At 71.5% G+C, this 17,789-nt stretch carries 17 protein-coding genes; 11 read left to right on the forward strand and 6 right to left on the reverse strand.

Annotated elements, in window-relative coordinates; genetic code table 11:
- Positions 1-404: 404 nt before the first annotated feature.
- From ACZ52J_RS13165 to ACZ52J_RS13180, 4 genes are all read right to left on the reverse strand, one after another.
- Positions 405-1,097, reverse strand: coding sequence for a hypothetical protein (locus ACZ52J_RS13165; protein WP_465618286.1), 693 nt, complete (start codon positions 1,095-1,097; stop codon positions 405-407).
- A 219-nt stretch (positions 1,098-1,316) separates the two neighbouring features.
- Positions 1,317-1,508, reverse strand: a complete 192-nt coding sequence (locus tag ACZ52J_RS13170; RefSeq protein WP_465618288.1) for a DUF397 domain-containing protein — start codon at positions 1,506-1,508, stop codon at positions 1,317-1,319.
- A gap of 44 nt (positions 1,509-1,552) precedes the next feature.
- The gene (locus tag ACZ52J_RS13175; protein WP_465618290.1) at positions 1,553-1,744 is read right to left on the reverse strand and encodes a DUF397 domain-containing protein; all 192 of its coding nucleotides are present in this window, start codon (positions 1,742-1,744) and stop codon (positions 1,553-1,555) included.
- Between the two features lie 11 nt (positions 1,745-1,755).
- Entirely contained in the window at positions 1,756-2,604 is an 849-nt protein-coding gene (locus ACZ52J_RS13180; RefSeq protein ID WP_465618292.1) for a helix-turn-helix domain-containing protein, read from the reverse strand.
- A gap of 242 nt (positions 2,605-2,846) precedes the next feature.
- On the opposite strand from ACZ52J_RS13180, the gene ACZ52J_RS13185 reads away from it, so the two are divergent.
- The 5 genes from ACZ52J_RS13185 (at position 2,847) to dnaE (ending at position 9,640) form a co-directional block, all read left to right on the forward strand.
- Positions 2,847-3,209 (forward strand): ATP-binding protein, encoded by a 363-nt coding sequence (locus ACZ52J_RS13185; RefSeq protein WP_465618294.1) that lies wholly within the window; start codon positions 2,847-2,849, stop codon positions 3,207-3,209.
- A gap of 11 nt (positions 3,210-3,220) precedes the next feature.
- Entirely contained in the window at positions 3,221-3,454 is a 234-nt protein-coding gene (locus ACZ52J_RS13190) for a hypothetical protein (protein ID WP_360505420.1), read from the forward strand.
- Positions 3,455-3,626: 172 nt separating this feature from the next.
- The gene (locus tag ACZ52J_RS13195) at positions 3,627-4,706 is read left to right on the forward strand and encodes a hypothetical protein (protein WP_465618296.1); all 1,080 of its coding nucleotides are present in this window, start codon (positions 3,627-3,629) and stop codon (positions 4,704-4,706) included.
- Positions 4,703-5,977, forward strand: coding sequence for a hypothetical protein (locus tag ACZ52J_RS13200; protein WP_465618298.1), 1,275 nt, complete (start codon positions 4,703-4,705; stop codon positions 5,975-5,977). Before ACZ52J_RS13195 ends, ACZ52J_RS13200 begins: the two co-directional genes overlap by 4 nt.
- 129 nt (positions 5,978-6,106) lie before the next feature.
- Positions 6,107-9,640 (forward strand): DNA polymerase III subunit alpha, encoded by a 3,534-nt coding sequence (gene dnaE, locus ACZ52J_RS13205; RefSeq protein WP_360505424.1) that lies wholly within the window; start codon positions 6,107-6,109, stop codon positions 9,638-9,640.
- 132 nt (positions 9,641-9,772) lie between these two features.
- Here dnaE and ACZ52J_RS13210 read toward each other — a convergent pair whose 3' ends face one another.
- On the reverse strand, positions 9,773-10,660 hold the full coding sequence (locus tag ACZ52J_RS13210) for a LysR family transcriptional regulator (RefSeq protein ID WP_465618300.1): 888 nt from the start codon (positions 10,658-10,660) through the stop codon (positions 9,773-9,775).
- A gap of 72 nt (positions 10,661-10,732) precedes the next feature.
- Here ACZ52J_RS13210 and ACZ52J_RS13215 point away from each other — a divergent pair, with 72 nt between their 5' ends.
- From ACZ52J_RS13215 to ACZ52J_RS13240, 6 genes are all read left to right on the forward strand, one after another.
- Positions 10,733-11,623 carry a dihydrodipicolinate synthase family protein gene (locus ACZ52J_RS13215; protein WP_465618302.1) on the forward strand — a complete coding sequence of 297 codons (891 nt, stop codon included), beginning with the start codon at positions 10,733-10,735 and terminating at the stop codon, positions 11,621-11,623.
- 137 nt (positions 11,624-11,760) lie between these two features.
- Positions 11,761-12,807 carry an aspartate-semialdehyde dehydrogenase gene (locus ACZ52J_RS13220; protein WP_465618304.1) on the forward strand — a complete coding sequence of 349 codons (1,047 nt, stop codon included), beginning with the start codon at positions 11,761-11,763 and terminating at the stop codon, positions 12,805-12,807.
- A 296-nt stretch (positions 12,808-13,103) separates the two neighbouring features.
- Entirely contained in the window at positions 13,104-14,450 is a 1,347-nt protein-coding gene (locus ACZ52J_RS13225) for an NYN domain-containing protein (protein WP_465618306.1), read from the forward strand.
- Positions 14,451-14,552: 102 nt separating this feature from the next.
- Positions 14,553-15,551, forward strand: coding sequence for an ABC transporter ATP-binding protein (locus ACZ52J_RS13230; RefSeq protein WP_465618308.1), 999 nt, complete (start codon positions 14,553-14,555; stop codon positions 15,549-15,551).
- A complete protein-coding gene (locus ACZ52J_RS13235) occupies positions 15,548-16,357 on the forward strand; it encodes an ABC transporter permease (protein WP_396287777.1) in 810 nt (269 codons plus the stop codon). The genes ACZ52J_RS13230 and ACZ52J_RS13235 overlap by 4 nt, the downstream gene beginning before the upstream one ends.
- A gap of 54 nt (positions 16,358-16,411) precedes the next feature.
- The gene (locus tag ACZ52J_RS13240) at positions 16,412-17,140 is read left to right on the forward strand and encodes a hypothetical protein (protein ID WP_465618310.1); all 729 of its coding nucleotides are present in this window, start codon (positions 16,412-16,414) and stop codon (positions 17,138-17,140) included.
- 138 nt (positions 17,141-17,278) lie between these two features.
- Here the strand turns inward: ACZ52J_RS13240 and ybaK are convergent, their stop codons facing one another.
- Positions 17,279-17,773, reverse strand: a complete 495-nt coding sequence (gene ybaK / locus ACZ52J_RS13245) for a Cys-tRNA(Pro) deacylase (protein WP_465618312.1) — start codon at positions 17,771-17,773, stop codon at positions 17,279-17,281.
- Between the last annotated feature and the right edge of the window lie 16 nt (positions 17,774-17,789).

Genomic DNA, 17,789 nt, shown 5'->3' on the forward strand with positions numbered 1-17,789 from the left:
ACGGGCCGAACACCGCGACTGGCCACCACCCGCTCCGGCCATCGTCACGATCGCCGGACCGGGCAGGACCTTAAATCACCGGCATTGGGCCTAGGGCCGCTCCGTGTTCGGGCGGGCATGAAGCGGAGTCAGGGCGGGCTCTCGATTGTCGGGGCGGGCCGGGGCGGGGCGGGCCGGCAGGAATGCCGACCCGACGGGGACTCCGTCGGTGTCGGATGCCAGCCAGGCCAGGCGGTGGGCGGACGGGCCGCCGGCAGGATCGGTCAGTGCGGTGATGCGAACGGGCAAAGTGTCTCCGCCGTAGAGAACGGCGACAGCCTGGAGCGACCGGCGGCCCCTCGCGCGAAAGTTGGGCGCGAGGGGCCGGCGTCATGCTGTGGTCCGCGTGGGTGCAGGAGCAGGCGTCACGGCGAGGCGGTGGCGGACTGGGTGGAGAGGGCGGAAGCGGCGAAGGCGCGGGTCCGTTCCGCGGCCTGGTCCAGGGGGACGTGCTGGTTGTTCGGCGGGTAGAAGTCGACCTCGCCGACCGCGCCGTAGTTCGCCCAGAAGCACGTCGTCATCGGGAAGCCGTCGGTGACGTTCTGCTGGCACTTCATCACCATGGTCATGGTGGAGTACGCCTTCGGCTCGCCGACGGGCGAACGGCCGTAGCCCTGAGCCAGCTTCATGGAGTGCTCGAAGGACGCGTCGAGCGCGCTCTGCGGGTCGGCGACCTTGGTGAAGAGGCTGGTCCTTCCGGTGAGGTGAGGAACCGTCGCGCTGTGCGACCCCTTGCTGATCGTGATCCGGGGGTTCCCGAAGCACGAGTCCTCGCCTTCGACCTCGCGCCCGTCCTCCTTGAGGGCGGGGAGGCGGTTGACCCCGAAGACGCCCATGTCCAGGTCGCTGCCGAACCTGAAGCCGCCATCGCCATCGGAGCAGGTCAGTCCGTCGAGTCGGGGGACGGTGACCTCCGAGTAGCGCGTGCCGGTGTCCGGCCCGAGCTTCTCCGCCTTCGGCGCGGCGGCCGGCTTGCCGCCGTCCCCCTGGCTTGACCCGCACCCTGCGGCGAGCACACCCAGAACCAGGGCTGCTGCCGGAATCCCCCACCTGCGCATGTACGTGGTACCTCTCGTGTCCCCGTAAACGATCACCGGGGATCGTACGCGACGCTACCTCGGGTACCGCTGGTTCATGCGTCAAGAAGGTCGGCGGCATCTTCATCTGACCGCATCCGCACGGTCGGTGGGGTGGGGTGAGGTGGGTCGTGGCGGAGGGGCGGTGGTTGCGCAGGAAGTCGGGCGGGCCGACTTCCTGCGCGGGCGGGGCATGAGGTGTCAGGCGTGGTGGTCGAATTCGCCGGCCTTGATGCCGTGGAGGAGGGCGGCGAAGGTGGTGGCGGTGGTGCTGAGGATGGTGTGGCCCTCGTCGGACTCGCGGAGTTCGACCGCACCGCCCACCGTGCGGACCTCCACACAGTTCTCGGCGTTGCCGCTGAAGGAGGACTTCTGCCACTCGGTGTCGGTCATTCGCGGGCCTCCCGCTGTGATTGGTTGGGCTCCGGGTGGGGTTGTCAGGCGTGGTGGTCGAATTCGCCGGCCTTGATGCCGTGGAGGAGGGCGGCGAAGGTGGTGGCGGTGGTGCTGAGGATGGTGTGGCCTTCGTCGGACTCGCGGAGTTCGACCGTCCCGCCCACCGCGCGGACCTCTACACAGTTCTCGACGTTGCCGCTGAAGGAGGACTTCTGCCACTCGGTGTCGGTCATGTCGGGCCCTTTCACAGGTTTCGCGCGATCTTGCGAATCAAGTCGCGAGAGTCATCCTCGCTCAGCGCCGACGCTTCGGTGCGTTCGAAGATCGCCCGGTAGCTGGTCAGCTCGCTGACGGCATCGAGGTATTCGGGGCCGTGGGAGGACTCCCGTTCAACGGTGTCCAGTTCACGGACCGCACCGAACGCGTATGTGAGGTTCTCGGCGGGCCCGGGGAAGGTCTCGATGTCGAACGGCACCACTCGAATGGTCATCCAAGGCAACTCGGAGTCTTCGAGCAGGGAAGAAAGCTGCTCCCTGAGGATCTGCGTGCCGCCGAACCGCGTCCACAGCACTGACTCGTAAATGAAGAAGGTCAAGGGCTTCGGGTTGCGACGCAGATCGGCCTTGCGCTGCATCCTGAAAGCGGTGCGGGCTTCCAGCTCGTGTCGAGGCAGCGGAGGGAAGACGCGTCCAAAGACGGCTGAGGCGTAGTTGAGGGTCTGGCAGGGGCCAGGCATGTGGGTGAGAAGCCACAGCATGAGTTCGCGGGAGGTCTTCTCAAACTCTGCGTTCTCGAGGACGCCGTCCGGGACAGTGCCTCGGTACTCCTCCCACCAGCCCTTGGATCGGTCCCGAACCATGGCTTCCAGAGCCTCGATCAGAGGTGGATTCATGCACTTGCAGGCTGCCGCGAAGGACCGGAGTCGGTCCACGTTGACGCTGGTCTTTCCGTTCTCCATCTGCGTCACCTGGGCAGCGCTCACTCCGAGCGCGCGAGCGAGCTGGCTCCCACCGAGGCCGGCTTGCTCGCGCATCTTCCGTAGCTCGGCGCCCAGGCGGCGCTGACGAAGGGTTGGGTTCTGGCGACCAGGCATGGAGTCAGTTTGCCTCGCCTGCACTCGATGGGGCCATCTGTCCCTCGGGAGAGGGAACCTCGGCAGAACAACCTAAAATTAAGTAGTTGCTGCGCTATGGTCGGTTTCACATCGATCCGACGGATCGTCAGTAACGCCTGCTAGCAAGCACCGCAGAGCACCCAGGCCCATCTGCCTGGCCTTGCTCACGGCGACATGTGTTCCGCCGGTTCTTCCCTCACTCACGCCTCGGGAGAAGTCCCATGCGTCACCTCAACACGCCCTCGATCGCCATCGCCCGTCAGTCCCTGCGCGACACCATGCAGCGCGTCGGGTGGGAGTCGTCCATCATCTTCGACGCGCAGCTCGCGCTCGTTGAGCTGCTCGTCAACGCGTGGCGGCACGGGGCCACGCCCGCGCCGATCGTCCAGATCATCTCCGCGAACCAGACCCTCCGCGTCTCCGTCACGGACGAGAGCCCGATCCCGCCCTCCCCGCAGGCGCCGGGCCTGTTCGCCGAATCGGGCCGGGGTCTCCAGCTGGTCGCCGGCCTCACGCACCGGTGGGGCGTGGACCCCCAGGAGCGTGGCAAGTCGGTCTGGTTCGAGCTGGACGGTGCCGCGTGAGGCGCCACCCCATGAAGCCGACCGATCCCCGGATCCGGCACTACACGGACGACCACATCCGCACCCTGCTGGCCGAAGTCCAGGAGCGCGGTAGGAAGTTCGGCCTGATCTGGCCGTCGGCCTGCACGGACAAGACCATCGAGGGCCGCGTCCTCGTCTGCTTCAACACCGCGCCCGCGTCGACCTTGCTCAACCTCCTCATGCTGCTCCTCGACGCCGAACGTGAGACCCCGTGCGATTCCTGATCGGGACGGCGTTTGCCGTCCTCCTCGCCCTCGCCTTCGCGACCGTCGCCCTGGGCGTCGTCACCGCCCTCCGCGCGACCCCGCCCGACGAGGACGCCTGACCGGCCAGCCCCTGCCGGCCCCCGCCAGCCCCCGCCGCCCGTGCGTCGGGGGCTGCGGCACGATGAACCCCATGTCAGAGCAGAGAGGCGACCGCTACGCGCCGCCGACCACCCTCCCGGGCCTCCTGCAGCGCGGCCGGGGGCAGGGTGCGCTGATCGCTGCCGAGGGCCCGGCTTCGGCCGCCGACCTCGTGTACGGCTGCATCCGTTGGGAGTGGCGCTGGGACTCGCAGGTCGACGACCGGGCGCTCTACCTCGCCCGACTGATCCGGGACTTGGAGCTGCCGCTCGGGCTGATCGTCGCACTTCTGGCCGGGGATGAGGACACCCGGTACCGGGCCAGCAGCGTTCTGGAGCTGCTTGCGCTCGCCGGCTCGGAGGAAGCCCGGAAGGCGCTGCCGGACTTCGTGCCGGAGCACAAGGAGCCGACCATGCGGCGCCCCGTGAAGCGGGTGGATCCGTACCCGGAGCGGGACAGCGCGAGCCTGCTTGCCCTGCTGCGCGACCCGGACGCCTCCGAGGGTGCCAAGGCGACCGCTCTGTGCGCGCTGTCGTTCCGGCCGCCCGAGCCCGCGCTGATCCCGCTGGTGCCCGAACTCGGTGCCGCCGACGGCACTCGGCAGCTGCCGCTCCTGGGTCGGGCGGTCGAGCGGCTGGCCGGGCAGGCCGTGCCGGCGGCTCGGGAGTGGGCGGCCTCGGACCGAAAATGGCTGGCCTGGACGGGTCTGGGAGTGTTGGCTGACCACGGTGATGAGAGTGATGTGCCGACGTTGATCGCTGAGCTGGAGCAGTGCTGGGCGGACCAGTCCTGGTGCGGCCCGGACGTACTCGCGGGCGGCCTGGCCCGGTTCGGTCCGAAGGCCGCCGACGCGACCTCCCTGCTGCGCCGCTTCTGGCTCTCCACCCCGCACTCGTACGAACGCCCCGCCTACCTGGAGGCGTTGGCGGCGATGGAGGCTGCGGGCATGGCCGAGGCGTTTGCCGAGTCGCTGTGGGACTGCGAGCCGAGCGCCCGCCTGCTCGGGATCGAGCGCGCTCCCGACCGGCCGTCCGTGAGGCTGAGGCTCGCCTGTCTTCGGGATGACCTGATGGAAGAACCGGAGGTCCGTGAGGCCGCCGGAGCACGACTCGCGAGATGGGCCAGACCATGACAGAGCGGATGTACGAGCACGCGCCGCCGACCACCCTCCCGGGCCTCCTGCAGCGCGGCCGGGGGCAGGGTGCGCTGATCGCCGCCGAGGATCCGGTAGCCGCCGCCGACCTCGTGTACGGCTGCATCCGTTGGGAGTGGCGCTGGCACCGGCAGATCGACGACCGGGCGCTCTACCTCGCCCGACTGGTCCGGGACCTGGAGCTGCCGCTCGGGCCGATTGTCGAACTGCTGGCCGGGGACGAGTACGCCTGCGCGCGGGCCACCCAGGTGCTGGAGCGGCTGGCACTCGGCGGCTCGGACGAGGCCCGGGAGGCGCTGCGGGCGTACGTCCGGGACGGCGAGCACTGGGTGGACGTCCTGGAGTCGGTGGCCGGCCGTTGGCCGGTGGCGTGGTGGGACGACCTCGAGGACGTGGCGCGGGCACGCCTGGAGGCGGGCCAGGACGACCCGCAGCCGTGGGCGTTGCCGTGGCACCGCTGGGACCTGGCTGCCCCGAAGCGGGAGCGCCCGGCCGAAGCGCGGGAGCAGACGGCGGAGCTGGCGGAGATGGCCTCCCCGGAGCTGCTGGAGCTGCTCGCCGACCCGGGTGAGTCGTTCCTGCGGAAGGCGTTCACGTTGGGCCGGCTCATCCACCGTGAGCCGGAGCCCGGCCTGGTCCCGCTGGTGCCGCTGCTCGGGATGGCGAACGGCCGGTACGCCATGCCGTTTCTGCGCCGGGCGGTCGGGAAGCTCGGCCCGCTGGCCCGGCCGGCGGCGCGGGGCTGGGTCACCTCCGGGACGCCCTGGCTGGCGGGGCTCGGGCATGAGGCGCTGGCCCGGCACATCGAGGAACAGGACGTTCCGACCTTGCTCGCCGCTCTGGAGCGGGACTGGGTGGAGCAGGTCTGGTGCGGCCCGATGCACACCGCCCGGGGGCTGGCCCGGTCCGGCCCCGGGGCGGCGGACGCGACATCGCTGCTGCGCCGGTTCTGGCTCTGGACCCCGCACTCGTACGAGCGGCCCGGCTACCTCAGGGCGCTGGCCGCGATCGACCCCGCCGGACTGGACGGCGCGTACGTCGAGTCGCTCTGGGACTGCCAGTCCGATGCCCGGCTGTGGGCGGTCGAGCACGCTCCGGAACGGCCCGCTGTGACGGCCCGCCTCGCCTACCTCCGGGACGATCCGATGGAGGAGCCGGAGGTCAGAAATGCCGCCGCAGTGCGACTCGCCGGGCTGACCTCGGGGCCCCTCCCGCAAAGCGAGGAAGCGTTGGAAGGGAGGCTAGAGTAGACGCGTGAACGTGTGAGTGATGGTCCGGGCCCCGCGAGGCGCTCCGGGCCACATCCATTTCCAGGGCATCCCCTGTGACCTGCACGTTCGCCGGCCCACCAGACCAGCACGAGCCCCGGAGGCCCCGCCTTGAGCGACCAGCCGTTCGCGCATCTGCACGTCCACACCGAGTACTCGATGCTGGACGGTGCCGCCCGGCTGAAGCAGATGTTCAAGGAGGTCGAGCGCCTGGGCCAGACCCATGTCGCGATGACCGACCACGGCAACATGTACGGCGCCGCCGAGTTCCACCGGCAGGCCACCGACGCGGGCATCACCCCCGTCATCGGCATCGAGGCGTACGTCGCCCCCGAGTCCCGTTCCAACACCAAGCGCATCCTGTGGGGCCAGCCGCACCAGAAGCGGGACGACGTCTCCGCGTCCGGCGCGTACACCCACAAGACGATCTGGGCCCGGAACAAGGAGGGCCTGCACAACCTCTTCAAGCTGACCTCGCGCTCCTACGCCGAGGGCTGGCTGGTGAAGTGGCCCCGGATGGACAAGGAGCTGATCTCCGAGCTGTCCGGCGGCCTGATGGCCACCACCGGCTGCCCGTCCGGCGAGGTGCAGACCCGCCTGCGGCTCGGCCAGTTCGACGAGGCCGTGAAGTCCGCCGCCGACTACCAGGACATCTTCGGCAAGGAGAACTACTTCCTGGAGCTGATGGACCACGGCCTCGACATCGAGAAGCGGGTCCGCGACGGGCTGCTGGAGATCAGCAAGAAGCTGGACATCCCCCCGGTCGTCACCAACGACTCGCACTACACCACCGAGGCCGACGCCGGCGCGCACGACCTGCTGCTCTGCGTCCAGACCGGCAAGAACCTCTCCGACCCGGACCGCTTCCGCTTCGACGGCACCGGCTACTACATCAAGTCCGCCGCCGAGATGTACGCGCTGGACTCCTCGGACGCCTGGCAGGAGGGCTGCCGCAACAGCCAGCTCCTCGTCGCCTCCCGCGTCGACACCGAGGGCATGTTCAAGTTCAAGAACCTCATGCCCCGCTTCCCCATCCCGGAGGGCTTCGAGTCCGAGGCGGACTTCTTCAAGTCCAAGGTCTGGGAGGGCATGGACTGGCGCTTCCCGGGCGGGTACGACGAGGAGCACAAGAAGCTCGCCGAGTACGAGATGGACACCATCATCCAGATGGGGTTCCCGGCGTACTTCCTCGTCGTCGCCGACTTCATCATGTGGGCCAAGAGCCAGGGCATCGCGGTGGGCCCCGGCCGTGGCTCGGCGGCCGGCTCGTTGGTCGCGTACGCGATGGGCATCACCGACCTCGACCCCATCCCGCACGGCCTGATCTTCGAGCGCTTCCTCAACCCCGAGCGCATCTCCATGCCCGATGTCGACATCGACTTCGACGAGCGCCGGCGCGGCGACGTGATCCGCTACGTGACCGAGAAGTGGGGATCCGACAAGGTCGCCATGATCGTCACGTACGGCACCATCAAGGCCAAGGCCGCCATCAAGGACTCCTCGCGAGTCCTCGGCTACCCCTACGCGATGGGCGACCGCATCACCAAGGCGATGCCGCCGGACGTCATGGGCAAGGGCATCCCGCTCTCCGGCATCACGGACAGCAGCCACCCGCGCTACGGCGAGGCCGGCGAGATCCGCGGGCTCTACGAGAGCGACCCGGACGTCAAGAAGGTCATCGACACCGCGCGCGGCATCGAGGGCCTGATCCGCCAGCCCGGCGTGCACGCCGCCGGCGTCATCATGTCCGCCGAGCCGCTCACCGACCACATCCCGGTCTGGACCCGGCACACCGACGGCGTCACCATCACGCAGTTCGACTACCCCACCTGTGAAGGCCTCGGCCTCCTCAAGATGGACTTCCTCGGCCTGCGCAACCTGACGATCATGGACGACGCCGTCAAGGCGATCGAGCGCAACAAGGGCGAGAAGATCGAGCTGCTCAAGCTGCCGCTCGACGACAAGCCGACCTACGAACTCCTCGCCCGCGGCGACACCCTCGGCGTCTTCCAGCTCGACGGCGGCCCCATGCGCTCGCTGCTGCGCCTGATGAAGCCCGACAACTTCGAGGACATCTCCGCGGTCCTGGCGCTGTACCGCCCGGGCCCGATGGGCGTCAACTCCCACACCAACTACGCGCTGCGCAAGAACGGCCAGCAGGAGATCACCCCGATCCACCCGGAGCTGGAGAAGCCCCTGGAGGAGGTGCTCCGGCCGACGTACGGCCTGATCGTCTACCAGGAGCAGGTGCAGAAGGCCGCGCAGATCCTCGCCGGCTACTCGCTCGGCCAGGCGGACCTGCTGCGCCGGGCCATGGGCAAGAAGAAGAAGGAGATCCTGGAAGCGGAGTTCGTCCCCTTCCAGAAGGGCTGCCGCGAGCGCGGCTACTCCGACGCGGCCATCCAGGCCGTGTGGGACGTCCTCGTCCCCTTCTCCGGCTACGCGTTCAACAAAGCGCACACCGCCGGGTACGGGCTGGTCTCGTACTGGACGGCCTACCTCAAGGCCAACTACCCGGCCGAGTACATGTCCGGCCTGCTCACGTCCGTCAAGGACGACAAGGACAAGTCCGCGGTCTACCTCAACGAGTGCCGCAAGATGGGCATCCAGGTGCTCCCGCCGGACGTCAACGAGTCGGACTCGGACTTCACCCCGCACGGTGACACCCTCGTCCGGTTCGGCCTCACCGCCATCCGCAACGTCGGCGGGCCGGTCGTCGAGTCGATGATCCGGACCAGGAAGACCAAGGGGAAGTTCTCCTCCTTCCCCGACTTCCTGGACAAGGTGGAGTCGGTGGTCTGCAACAAGCGGACCGTCGAATCGCTCATCAAGGCCGGCGCCTTCGACTCGCTCGGGCACACCCGCAAGGGCCTCAGCGCCCAGTTCGAGCCGATGATCGACAACGTCGTCGGGGTGAAGCGCAAGGAGGCCGAGGGACAGTTCGACCTCTTCGGCGGCGACGCCACCGACGACGAACCGAGCTTCGGACTCGACGTCGTCTTCTCCGAGGAGGAGTGGGAGAAGTCCTTCCTGCTCGCCCAGGAACGCGAGATGCTCGGCCTGTACGTCTCCTCGCACCCGCTGCACGGCATCGAGCACGTCCTCTCCGACAAGGCGGACTGCGCGGTCGCCGACCTCGCCGAACGGCCGGACGGGACGATCGTCACCATCGGCGGCATCATCTCGGGCCTGCAGCGCAAGATGACCAAGCAGGGCAACGCCTGGGCCATCGCTACCGTCGAAGACCTGGCAGGCTCCATCGACTGCATGTTCTTCCCGGCGAGCTACCAGCTGGTCTCCTCCCAACTGGTCGAGGACGCCGTGGTGTTCGTGCGCGGCAAGCTCGACAAGCGGGAGGACGTGCCGCGGCTGATGGGCATGGAGCTGTCCGTCCCCGACCTGTCGAACGCGCACGCCGACGCGCCGATCACCATCAACATCCCCAGCGGGAAGATCACGCCGCCGCTGGTCGCCCGGCTCAGCGAGGTGCTGACCCACCACAAGGGCACGACCGAGGTCCGGGTGCGCCTGGAGAGCCGCACCAAGACCACGGTGCTGCGGCTCGACCGGCACCGGGTGAAGTCGGACCCGGCGCTGTTCGGTGACCTGAAGCAGCTGCTCGGGCCCAGCTGTCTGGCGGTGTGAGAAGTCTGCGTGCGCTACGGGCGGTTGACGCCTGAGCGCGGGTAGTGGCCGTCCGCCTCGCCCGGTTCCCCGCGACCCTTTCGGGCGCGGGGAACTTCTGTCGGGGGAGTCGGGGGAGAGGGGCAGGGGTTTTCAGGAACCGCTGCCGAGGCCCGGGGGTACCGCGGTGTGGAGGGCGGAGACGAAGGCGGAGACGGCCGGGTGGGAGCCGGCGCCGGCGCGGAAGGCGGCGCGGGTGCGGCGGTACATGGGGAGGCGGGTGAGGGTGACGCCGGGCGGGGGCTGGGCGGTGCCGAGGTGGGGGACGAGGGCCACGCCCTGACCGGCGGCGACCAGCGCGAGCACGGTGGTGAAGTCGTCGATCTGGTGGCGGATCCGGGGTGCGAAGCCGGCCGACTCGCAGGCGCGGACGGCCATGGTGTGGCAGAGGGTGCCGGGTGAGGACACGATCCACGGCGCGCCGCGCTGTTCGGCGATGGTGCCCGGGGTGCGGGCGGCCAGGTACATGGGTTCGGTGAAGACCGGGCGGGTCGTGGCGAGACCGGGTTCGGGGTCGGTGGGGACGAGGTCGTACTCGTGGACCAGGGCCACGTCCAGTTCGCCCGCACGCAGGGCCGCGCCGACGGCCGCCGGGTCGACCTCGGTGACCATCGGCTCCAGTCCGGGGTGCCAGGCGGCCAGTTCGCCGAGCACCGCCGGGATGATCGCGCGGGCCGCCGACGGGTAGGTGCCGATCCGCAGCGGACCGGCCAATCCCCGCTTGGCGTGAGCGAGTTCGGCGCCCGCCTGCTCCAGGAGGGCGAGCACCGATTCGGCGTGCCGGACCAGGTTGCGTCCGGCCGGGGTGAGGGTGACCCGCCGGCCGGTGCGCTCCAGCAGCGGGACGCCCGCCTCCTTCTCCAGGACGGACAGCTGCTGGGAGACCGCCGACGGGCTGAAGGAGAGCGCCTCGGCGACGGCCGCGATGGTGCCGAGGTGGGCGAGTTCGCGCAGCAGGCGCAGGCGTCGGACGTCGAGCATCGGCTCAGCTTACGAGAAGCGTCGGAAATGTGAACTGGACCTGGGTGATCGGTGGGCCGCAGGATCGTGGGCATGGAACTCAAGGGCATCTACGTCCCCCTGATCACCCCCTTCGCCGCCGACGGCACCGTCGCGCTGGACGCGCTGGAGAAGCTCGCGCACGAGCTGCTCGACGCCGGGGCAGCCGGCCTGTGCGCGCTCGGCACCACCGGCGAGCCGGCCGCGCTGAGCGCCGAGGAGCGGGACGCGGTGGTGGACGTCGCCGCGGCCGCCTGCGCCGCGCGCGGGGCGCAGCTGATCGTCGGCGCGCACGGTGGGGACACCCGGGCCGTCGGCGAGTCGCTGGCCGCGCTCGGTGCGCGGGTGCCGAGCGCCGCGGCCGCGCTGGTCACCGTCCCGGCGTTCGTGCGGCCCGGCGAGGCGGGGACGGTCGCGCACTTCCGGGCGCTGGCCGCCGGCAGCCCGCTGCCGCTGCTCGTCTACCAGATCCCGTACCGCACCGGGCAGCAGCTCTCCACCGCCGCGCTGCGCGAACTCGCCGCGATCGAGGGCGTGGTGGGCGTCAAGTACGCGACCGGCGGGCTGGACCAGGCGGCGGCGGAGCTGCTCGCCGACACCCCCGAGGGGTTCGCGTTCCTCACCGGGGAGGACGCCTTCCTGCCGCCGATGCTGGCGCTCGGCGCGGCCGGGGGCATCCTCGCCGCCGCGCACCTGGCGACCGGTCGGTTCGTGGAGCTGGCGCAGGCCTGGCAGGCGGGGGACGTCGAGCGGGCGCGGGCGCTCGGGCACCGGCTGACCGGGCTGGCGCTGGCCGCGTTCACGGCGCCGAACCCGACGGTCACCAAGGGCGTGCTGCACGCCCAGGGGCGGATCCCGACCCCGGACGTACGGCTGCCGCTGCTGCCGGCCGACCGGGCCGAGGTGGAGGCCGCGTTGGCGCTGGTGAATGGTCTGGACCACTAGGGTCCGTCCGGCATCCTGTCCGGGATCCCGTCCGGGGAGCCTCTCAACCAGTGAAATGGCAGGTCGCCCGGCCCGCGTGACAAGGCATGATGGGCAGAGTGCGGCTGTGAACAGCACCATTCAGAGGAGTAGTCGGAATGAAGATCGGCATTGTCGGTGCCACCGGCCAGGTCGGCAGCGTGGTCCGCGAGATCCTGGCGGACCGGGCTGGTCGTGAAGGTGGACTGGGCCCGGTGGAGCAGCTGCGGCTGTTCGCCTCGGCCCGCTCGGCCGGGCGCACGCTGCCGTGGCAGGGCACCGAGGTCACCGTCGAGGACGCGGCCACGGCCGACTACACGGGCCTCGACATCGTGATCTTCTCCGCCGGCGGCGCCACCTCCAAGGCCCTCGCCCCGAAGGTCGCCGCGGCCGGTGCCGTCGTCATCGACAACTCCTCCGCCTGGCGCCGCGACCCCGAGGTCCCGCTGGTCGTCTCCGAGGTCAACCCCGAGGCCATCGCGGACCGCCCCAAGGGCATCATCGCCAACCCGAACTGCACCACCATGGCCGCCATGCCCGTGCTGCGCCCGCTGCACGCGGAGGCCGGCCTGGCCGCGCTGATCGTCTCCACCTACCAGGCCGTCTCCGGCAGTGGCGTCGCCGGCGTCGCCGAGCTGCAGGACCAGGCCGCCAAGGTCATCGACGGTGCCGCCGGGCTCGCCCACGACGGCGCCGCGGTCGAGTTCCCCGAGCCCAAGGTCTACAAGCGCCCGATCGCCTTCAACGTGCTGCCGCTGGCCGGCTCCATCGTCGACGACGGCTCCAACGAGACCGACGAGGAGCAGAAGCTCCGCCACGAGAGCCGCAAGATCCTCGGCATCCCGGAGCTGAAGGTCGCCGGCACCTGCGTGCGCGTCCCGGTCTTCTCCGGCCACTCCCTGCAGATCAACGCCCGCTTCGAGCGCCCGATCAGCCCCGAGCGCGCCGCCGAGCTGCTCGCCGCCGCCCCCGGCGTCGAGCTGTCCGACATCCCCACCCCGCTGCAGGCCGCGGGCAAGGACCCGAGCTACGTCGGGCGCATCCGGGCGGACGAGACCGTGGACAACGGCCTGTCGCTGTTCATCTCCAACGACAACCTGCGCAAGGGCGCCGCGCTCAACGCCGTCCAGCTGGCCGAGCTGGTCGCCGCCGAGCTCAAGGGCTGAGCGCCGGGGCTCGCCATGCCCAGGGCCCATGGGCCCGTACGCCGCCGCGTGACCTCGGGCGGGCTCCGTCGTTGAACGGGGCCCGCCTTCGCGTTTCTTTGCGTGCCGTTGGGGCGGCTGTTGCGGTACCGGGACATCCGGCAAGGTTCGGCAGGCGAACCCCGGGTAAAAGGTGACCCAACGATCGGGCGACGACGGGGGCCCCTCACCTCAGTACGCCCGGACGGAGGGCGGACCGCCCGCCCCCCGAACGCCCCACCCGACTGATTCCGAGGGCGAGCGAAAAGAGGTGCGCGATGGACCGCTGTGTCGTCCTGGTGGACGCCGGATATCTGCTGGGCGCCGCCGCCAGCCTGCTCGCGGGGGATCCGTCCCGGTCCAAAGTCACCGTGAACCACACGGCCCTCATCACCGCGCTGCGCGAGCGCGCCGAGGCCGAGACCGGGCTGCCGCTACTGCGCATCTACTGGTTCGACGCCGCGCCCGACCGGCGCCCGATGCCCGAGCACCGACGGCTTCGCGTCCTGCCCCGGGTCACCGTACGGCTCGGAGCGCTCACCCGGGCCGAGGGGCGCTGGGTGCAGAAGGGCGTGGACGCGGCCATGCACGCCGAACTCTCCGAACTCGCCCGCAACCGGGCCTGCGCCGACGTCGTACTGATCACCGGGGACGGTGACCTGCTGCCCGGCATGATGACCGCCAAGGAGCACGGCGTCGCCGTCCACCTGTGGGCCCTGCAGGCCGCCGACGGCGACTTCAACCAGTCCGAGGACCTGGTCGGCGAAGCGGACGAGCGGCGGGTGCTGGACCGGGAGTGGATCGAGGGGTCGTTCTCGCTGCGGGACAACTCCAACCTCTTCCCGGCACCCGGGGCACGGCAGGAGATCACCAAGATCCTCGCCGCCCCGCCGGCCGCGCTGCCCAGCGTCGTGCCGGGCGTGGCGCCGGCGGCGGTCCGTCCGGCGGCCGTCGCCGAGGAGGGCGCTGCCTCCGCCGCCGCCAACGGGCGGCCGCAGTCCGCGGCCACCGCGCTCAAGGTCGTCCCCACGCCGAAGGACCTGGCCGGACGCGCCTCCTCCGTCACACCGATCACCCCGGTGGCGAACGGGCACGGGGCGGTCGGGTCCGGGACGGTCGGGGCCGGCGTCAACGGGCACGGCGCGAACGGGCACGGCCTGAACGGCCACGGTACGAACGGGCACGGCGCCGTCGCGCAGGCCGGACCGGTGCTGCGGTGGTCCTCCGACCGCGGCTGGGTCGACCGGCCCGCCCCGGAACCCGCCGTCACCGCCGGCGACAGCCTGCCCACCCTCGCCCAGCTCACCACCTCCGAACAGCGCTGGGCCGACCGCGAGGAGGACATCACCACCATCGGCGGCGACGCCCACGAAGTCGGGCAGGTCTTCGCCCGCCGCTGGAGCGACCGGATCGGCGACTCCGAACGGCTCACCGTGCTGTGGCCCGACTACCCGCGCATCCCCCACCGCGTCGACGGCGAACTGCTCCGCTACGCCGCCCGCTTCGGGCTGCTCGCGCACAAGGACGACCAGATCGACGAGCACGACCGCTACGCCATCCGGGCCGGGTTCTGGAAGGAACTGGCCGCACGGGTGCCGGGCGGGTCGATGGTCGTCGACGACTGAGTCGGCTGAGGCGCACCGGGATGCGCGGTGTGACACCCGCCCCTCCCGGCGAACAGGCCCCCTTGTCCGGTTCGCCCGTATGAGCGCGTAGAGTCTTCGGTCGTGAGTGAGACGGCCGGGAGAGCCCCCGACGAAACCCCGCCGTGCATCGCCGTGCGCGACCTGGTCAGGACCTACCGCAGCGGACGCGGCGCGGCCGCCACCGAGATCCGGGCCAACGACGGCATCAGCCTCATCGTCCGGCAAGGCGAGATCTTCGGGCTGCTCGGGCCCAACGGCGCCGGGAAGTCGACGCTGGTCCGCCAGCTCACCGGACTGCTGCGCCCCGACTCCGGCACGGTCGAACTCCTCGGCCACGACATCGTGCGATATCCCGAGAGGGCCGCCCGGCTGCTCGGGTACCTCGGGCAGGAATCCACCGCGCTGGACGAGCTGACGGTCGCCCTCGCCGCCGAGACGACCGGGCGGCTGCGCGGGCTCGGCCGGGCGCAGGCCCGGAGCACGGCCGCCGACGTCCTGGACGAACTCGGGCTGACGGCCATCGCCGCCCGCCCGCTCGCCAAGCTGTCCGGCGGGCAGCGGCGGCTCGCCTGCTTCGCGGCCACCCTGGTCGGGGACCGGCCGCTGCTCGTCCTCGACGAACCGACCACCGGCATGGACCCCGTCGCCCGGCGGGCCGTGTGGAGCGCCGTCGACCGGCGGCGCGCCGAACACGGCACGACCGTGCTGCTGGTCACCCACAACGTGATCGAGGCGGAGACCGTGCTCGACCGGGTCGCCGTGGTGGACGAGGGCCGGGTGATCGCCTGCGACACGCCCGGCGGGCTCAAGGCGCTCGTGGACGGCGACGTCCGGCTCGACCTGGTCTGGCGCGACGAGGCACCCATCGGTGTGCCCGCCGTCGCCGCGCTGCGCGAACGCGCCGAGTGCACCGGGCGCCGCTGGACCGTCCGCACCACCCCCGATCAGGCCCGCGAACTGGTCGCCGCCGTCACCACCGGCCCGGCCTTCGCCGCGCTCGACGACTTCACCCTCGCCACCCCGAGCCTCGAGGACGCCTACCTCAAGCTGGGCGGCCGCCACGGAGGACTGGCCAAGTGACCCTGCTCTCGGCGCCACCGCGAACCGACCGGACCTCGGCCGGACCTGCCCCGCTCGCCCCCGCGGCCCGGCTGCTGCCGGCTCTCGCCGCCGTGTACCGGGCGCAGCTCGCCCGGGCGCGGGTCGCGCGGATCCCGCTGCTGTTCGTCGCCACCTTCCAGTCCGTCGGCATCCTGGTGATGATGCGCGGCGTCGTGGACGCCGGGCAGTCCTCGGCGGCACGGTCGGTGGTCGCCGGGTCGAGCGTGCTGGTGGTGGCGTTCGTCGCGCTGAACCTGCTCGCCCAGTACTTCGGGAAGCTGCGGGCCACCGGCGGCCTCGACCACTACGCGACGCTGCCGGTGCCGGCGGCCTCGGTGGTGCTCGGGGCGGCCGCCGCGTACGCCTCCTTCACCCTGCCCGGGACGGTCGCCACCGCGGCCGTCGGGGCGGTCATGTTCGGACTGCCGCTCGGACAGCTGTGGGTGCTGCTGGCGGTCGTCCCGCTCGCCGGGGCCGCGCTGTCCGGGCTGGGCGCGGCCTGCGGGCTGCTCGCGCCCCGGCAGGAGATCGCGACCATGCTCGGGCAGCTCGGCATGTCCGCCGCCCTGCTGCTCGGCGTGCTGCCGGTCGACCACCTGCCGCAGCCGGTGCTGTGGCTGCGGGACCTGCTGCCGTCCACGTACGGGGTGGAGGCCTTCGCGCGGACCTTCACACCCGACCCGGACTGGGCGATGGTGCTCGCGGACCTGGGGGTGTGCGCCGGGGTGGGCGTGGTGTCGCTGGGCGTGGCCACGTGGGCGTACCGGCGGGCCGTCGCGCGGTAAGGGCCGAACGGGTGGTGGGGTCGTTCCGAGGGGCGGCGTGAAACGATGGGGCCTGTGACCGTACCGAACACACCTCCGGATCCCGCCCACACCGATGTGCAGGCGGCGCCGGAAGACGCCGTGCCCGACGCCGTGCCCGACCCGTACGCGCCCCCGCAGGGGCTTGCGCCCGTCGCGTCCGACGCTCACGGGCCTTCGCTGGTGCAGCGGCTGCTGCCGGAGGTACGGGTCTGGGCAGGGGTCGTCGTCGCCTGCCTGGTGGCCGGGCTGGTGATGGCCGCCCTGTGGGCGTGGCTGGCACCGAAGGTGCCGCTGGTCGTGGACGGCGACCGGATCCTCTACGTGGACCCCGAGGGCGAGCAGCGGGCCGGGGCCGACGCGGTGTTCGTGATCATCGCCTTGGGCGCCGGCATCCTGACCGCGCTCGGCGCCTTCCTGGTCACCCGGCGACGCGGCGGCGGCATCGCGGTCGCGCTGGGGCTGACCGTCGGCGGACTGCTCGGGGCACTGGGGGCCTGGCGGATCGGCCGGTGGCTCGGGCCGACCAAGGACCTGATCGGCGAGGCCCGGCGGGTCGGGAACGGCGGGCACTTCGACGCGAACATCGACCTGGGGGCGATGGGCGCGCTGCTGGTGTGGCCGATGACGGCGATGGTGGTGCTGCTCGCGCTGTCGGCGGCGTTCGGCAAGCGGGAGGAGGACCCGCCGCCGTACTGGGGGGCGCCGGTCGCTCCCCCGGCGGCTCCGCCCACGCTTCCGGTGGGGCCGGAGGACCGGGGCTGAGGTTCGGCGGTCCGAGGTCCGAGGTCCGAGGTTCGCGGTGTGGTGGCAGGGCGGAGGGTCGGTGGTCCGGGGACGGGCCGCGGCCTTCCGCCCTGCGGCGTTTCCGGTGGGGGCTCGGTGGGCGCGGGCTCAGCGGGCTCAGCGGGCGATGGGGGCGGTGAGGGCCCGGGTGAGGGCGATGAGGTCGGCGGGGGCGAGTTCCACTTCCAGGCCCCGGCGGCCTGCCGAGACGTAGACGGTGGGGTGGGTGAGGGCGCTGGCGTCGACGACGGTGCGCAGGGGGCGGCGCTGGCCCAGCGGGGAGATGCCGCCGAGGACGTAGCCGCTGCTGCGTTCGGCGGCCGCGGGGTCGGCCATGGTGGCGCGCTTGCCGCCGACGGCCGAGGCCAGGGCCTTGAGGTCGAGCTGGCCGGCGACGGGGACCACGCCGACGGTGAGGGTGCCGTCCACGTCGGCCACCAGGGTCTTGAAGACGCGCTCGGCGGCCACGCCGAGGACCTCCGCCGCCTCGCCGCCGTAGGAGGCGGCGGCGGGGTCGTGGTCGTAGGCGTGCACGGTGAACGGGACGGCGGCGGATTCCAGGGCGACGGTGGCCGGGGTGCCCTGGCCGCCCTTCTTGGTCTTCTTGGCCATGCGAGGGGTCCTGGGC

The sequence above is a fragment of the Kitasatospora sp. NPDC034035 genome, assembly GCF_055575755.1.

Excerpts from the sequence above, each read along its gene's own strand:
- ACZ52J_RS13195 (WP_465618296.1), top strand. The coding sequence starts at position 3,627 with ATGTCAGAGCAGAGAGGCGACCGCTACGCGCCGCCGACCACCCTCCCG.
- ACZ52J_RS13175 (WP_465618290.1), bottom strand. The coding sequence starts at position 1,744 with ATGACCGACACCGAGTGGCAGAAGTCCTCCTTCAGCGGCAACGTCGAG.
- ACZ52J_RS13210 (WP_465618300.1), bottom strand. The coding sequence starts at position 10,660 with ATGCTCGACGTCCGACGCCTGCGCCTGCTGCGCGAACTCGCCCACCTC.
- ACZ52J_RS13225 (WP_465618306.1), top strand. The coding sequence starts at position 13,104 with ATGGACCGCTGTGTCGTCCTGGTGGACGCCGGATATCTGCTGGGCGCC.
- ACZ52J_RS13190 (WP_360505420.1), top strand. The coding sequence starts at position 3,221 with ATGAAGCCGACCGATCCCCGGATCCGGCACTACACGGACGACCACATC.
- ACZ52J_RS13220 (WP_465618304.1), top strand. The coding sequence starts at position 11,761 with ATGAAGATCGGCATTGTCGGTGCCACCGGCCAGGTCGGCAGCGTGGTC.
- ACZ52J_RS13200 (WP_465618298.1), top strand. The coding sequence starts at position 4,703 with ATGACAGAGCGGATGTACGAGCACGCGCCGCCGACCACCCTCCCGGGC.
- ACZ52J_RS13170 (WP_465618288.1), bottom strand. The coding sequence starts at position 1,508 with ATGACCGACACCGAGTGGCAGAAGTCCTCCTTCAGCGGCAACGCCGAG.
- ACZ52J_RS13215 (WP_465618302.1), top strand. The coding sequence starts at position 10,733 with ATGGAACTCAAGGGCATCTACGTCCCCCTGATCACCCCCTTCGCCGCC.
- ACZ52J_RS13165 (WP_465618286.1), bottom strand. The coding sequence starts at position 1,097 with ATGCGCAGGTGGGGGATTCCGGCAGCAGCCCTGGTTCTGGGTGTGCTC.
- ACZ52J_RS13180 (WP_465618292.1), bottom strand. The coding sequence starts at position 2,604 with ATGCCTGGTCGCCAGAACCCAACCCTTCGTCAGCGCCGCCTGGGCGCC.
- ybaK (WP_465618312.1), bottom strand. The coding sequence starts at position 17,773 with ATGGCCAAGAAGACCAAGAAGGGCGGCCAGGGCACCCCGGCCACCGTC.
- ACZ52J_RS13185 (WP_465618294.1), top strand. The coding sequence starts at position 2,847 with ATGCGTCACCTCAACACGCCCTCGATCGCCATCGCCCGTCAGTCCCTG.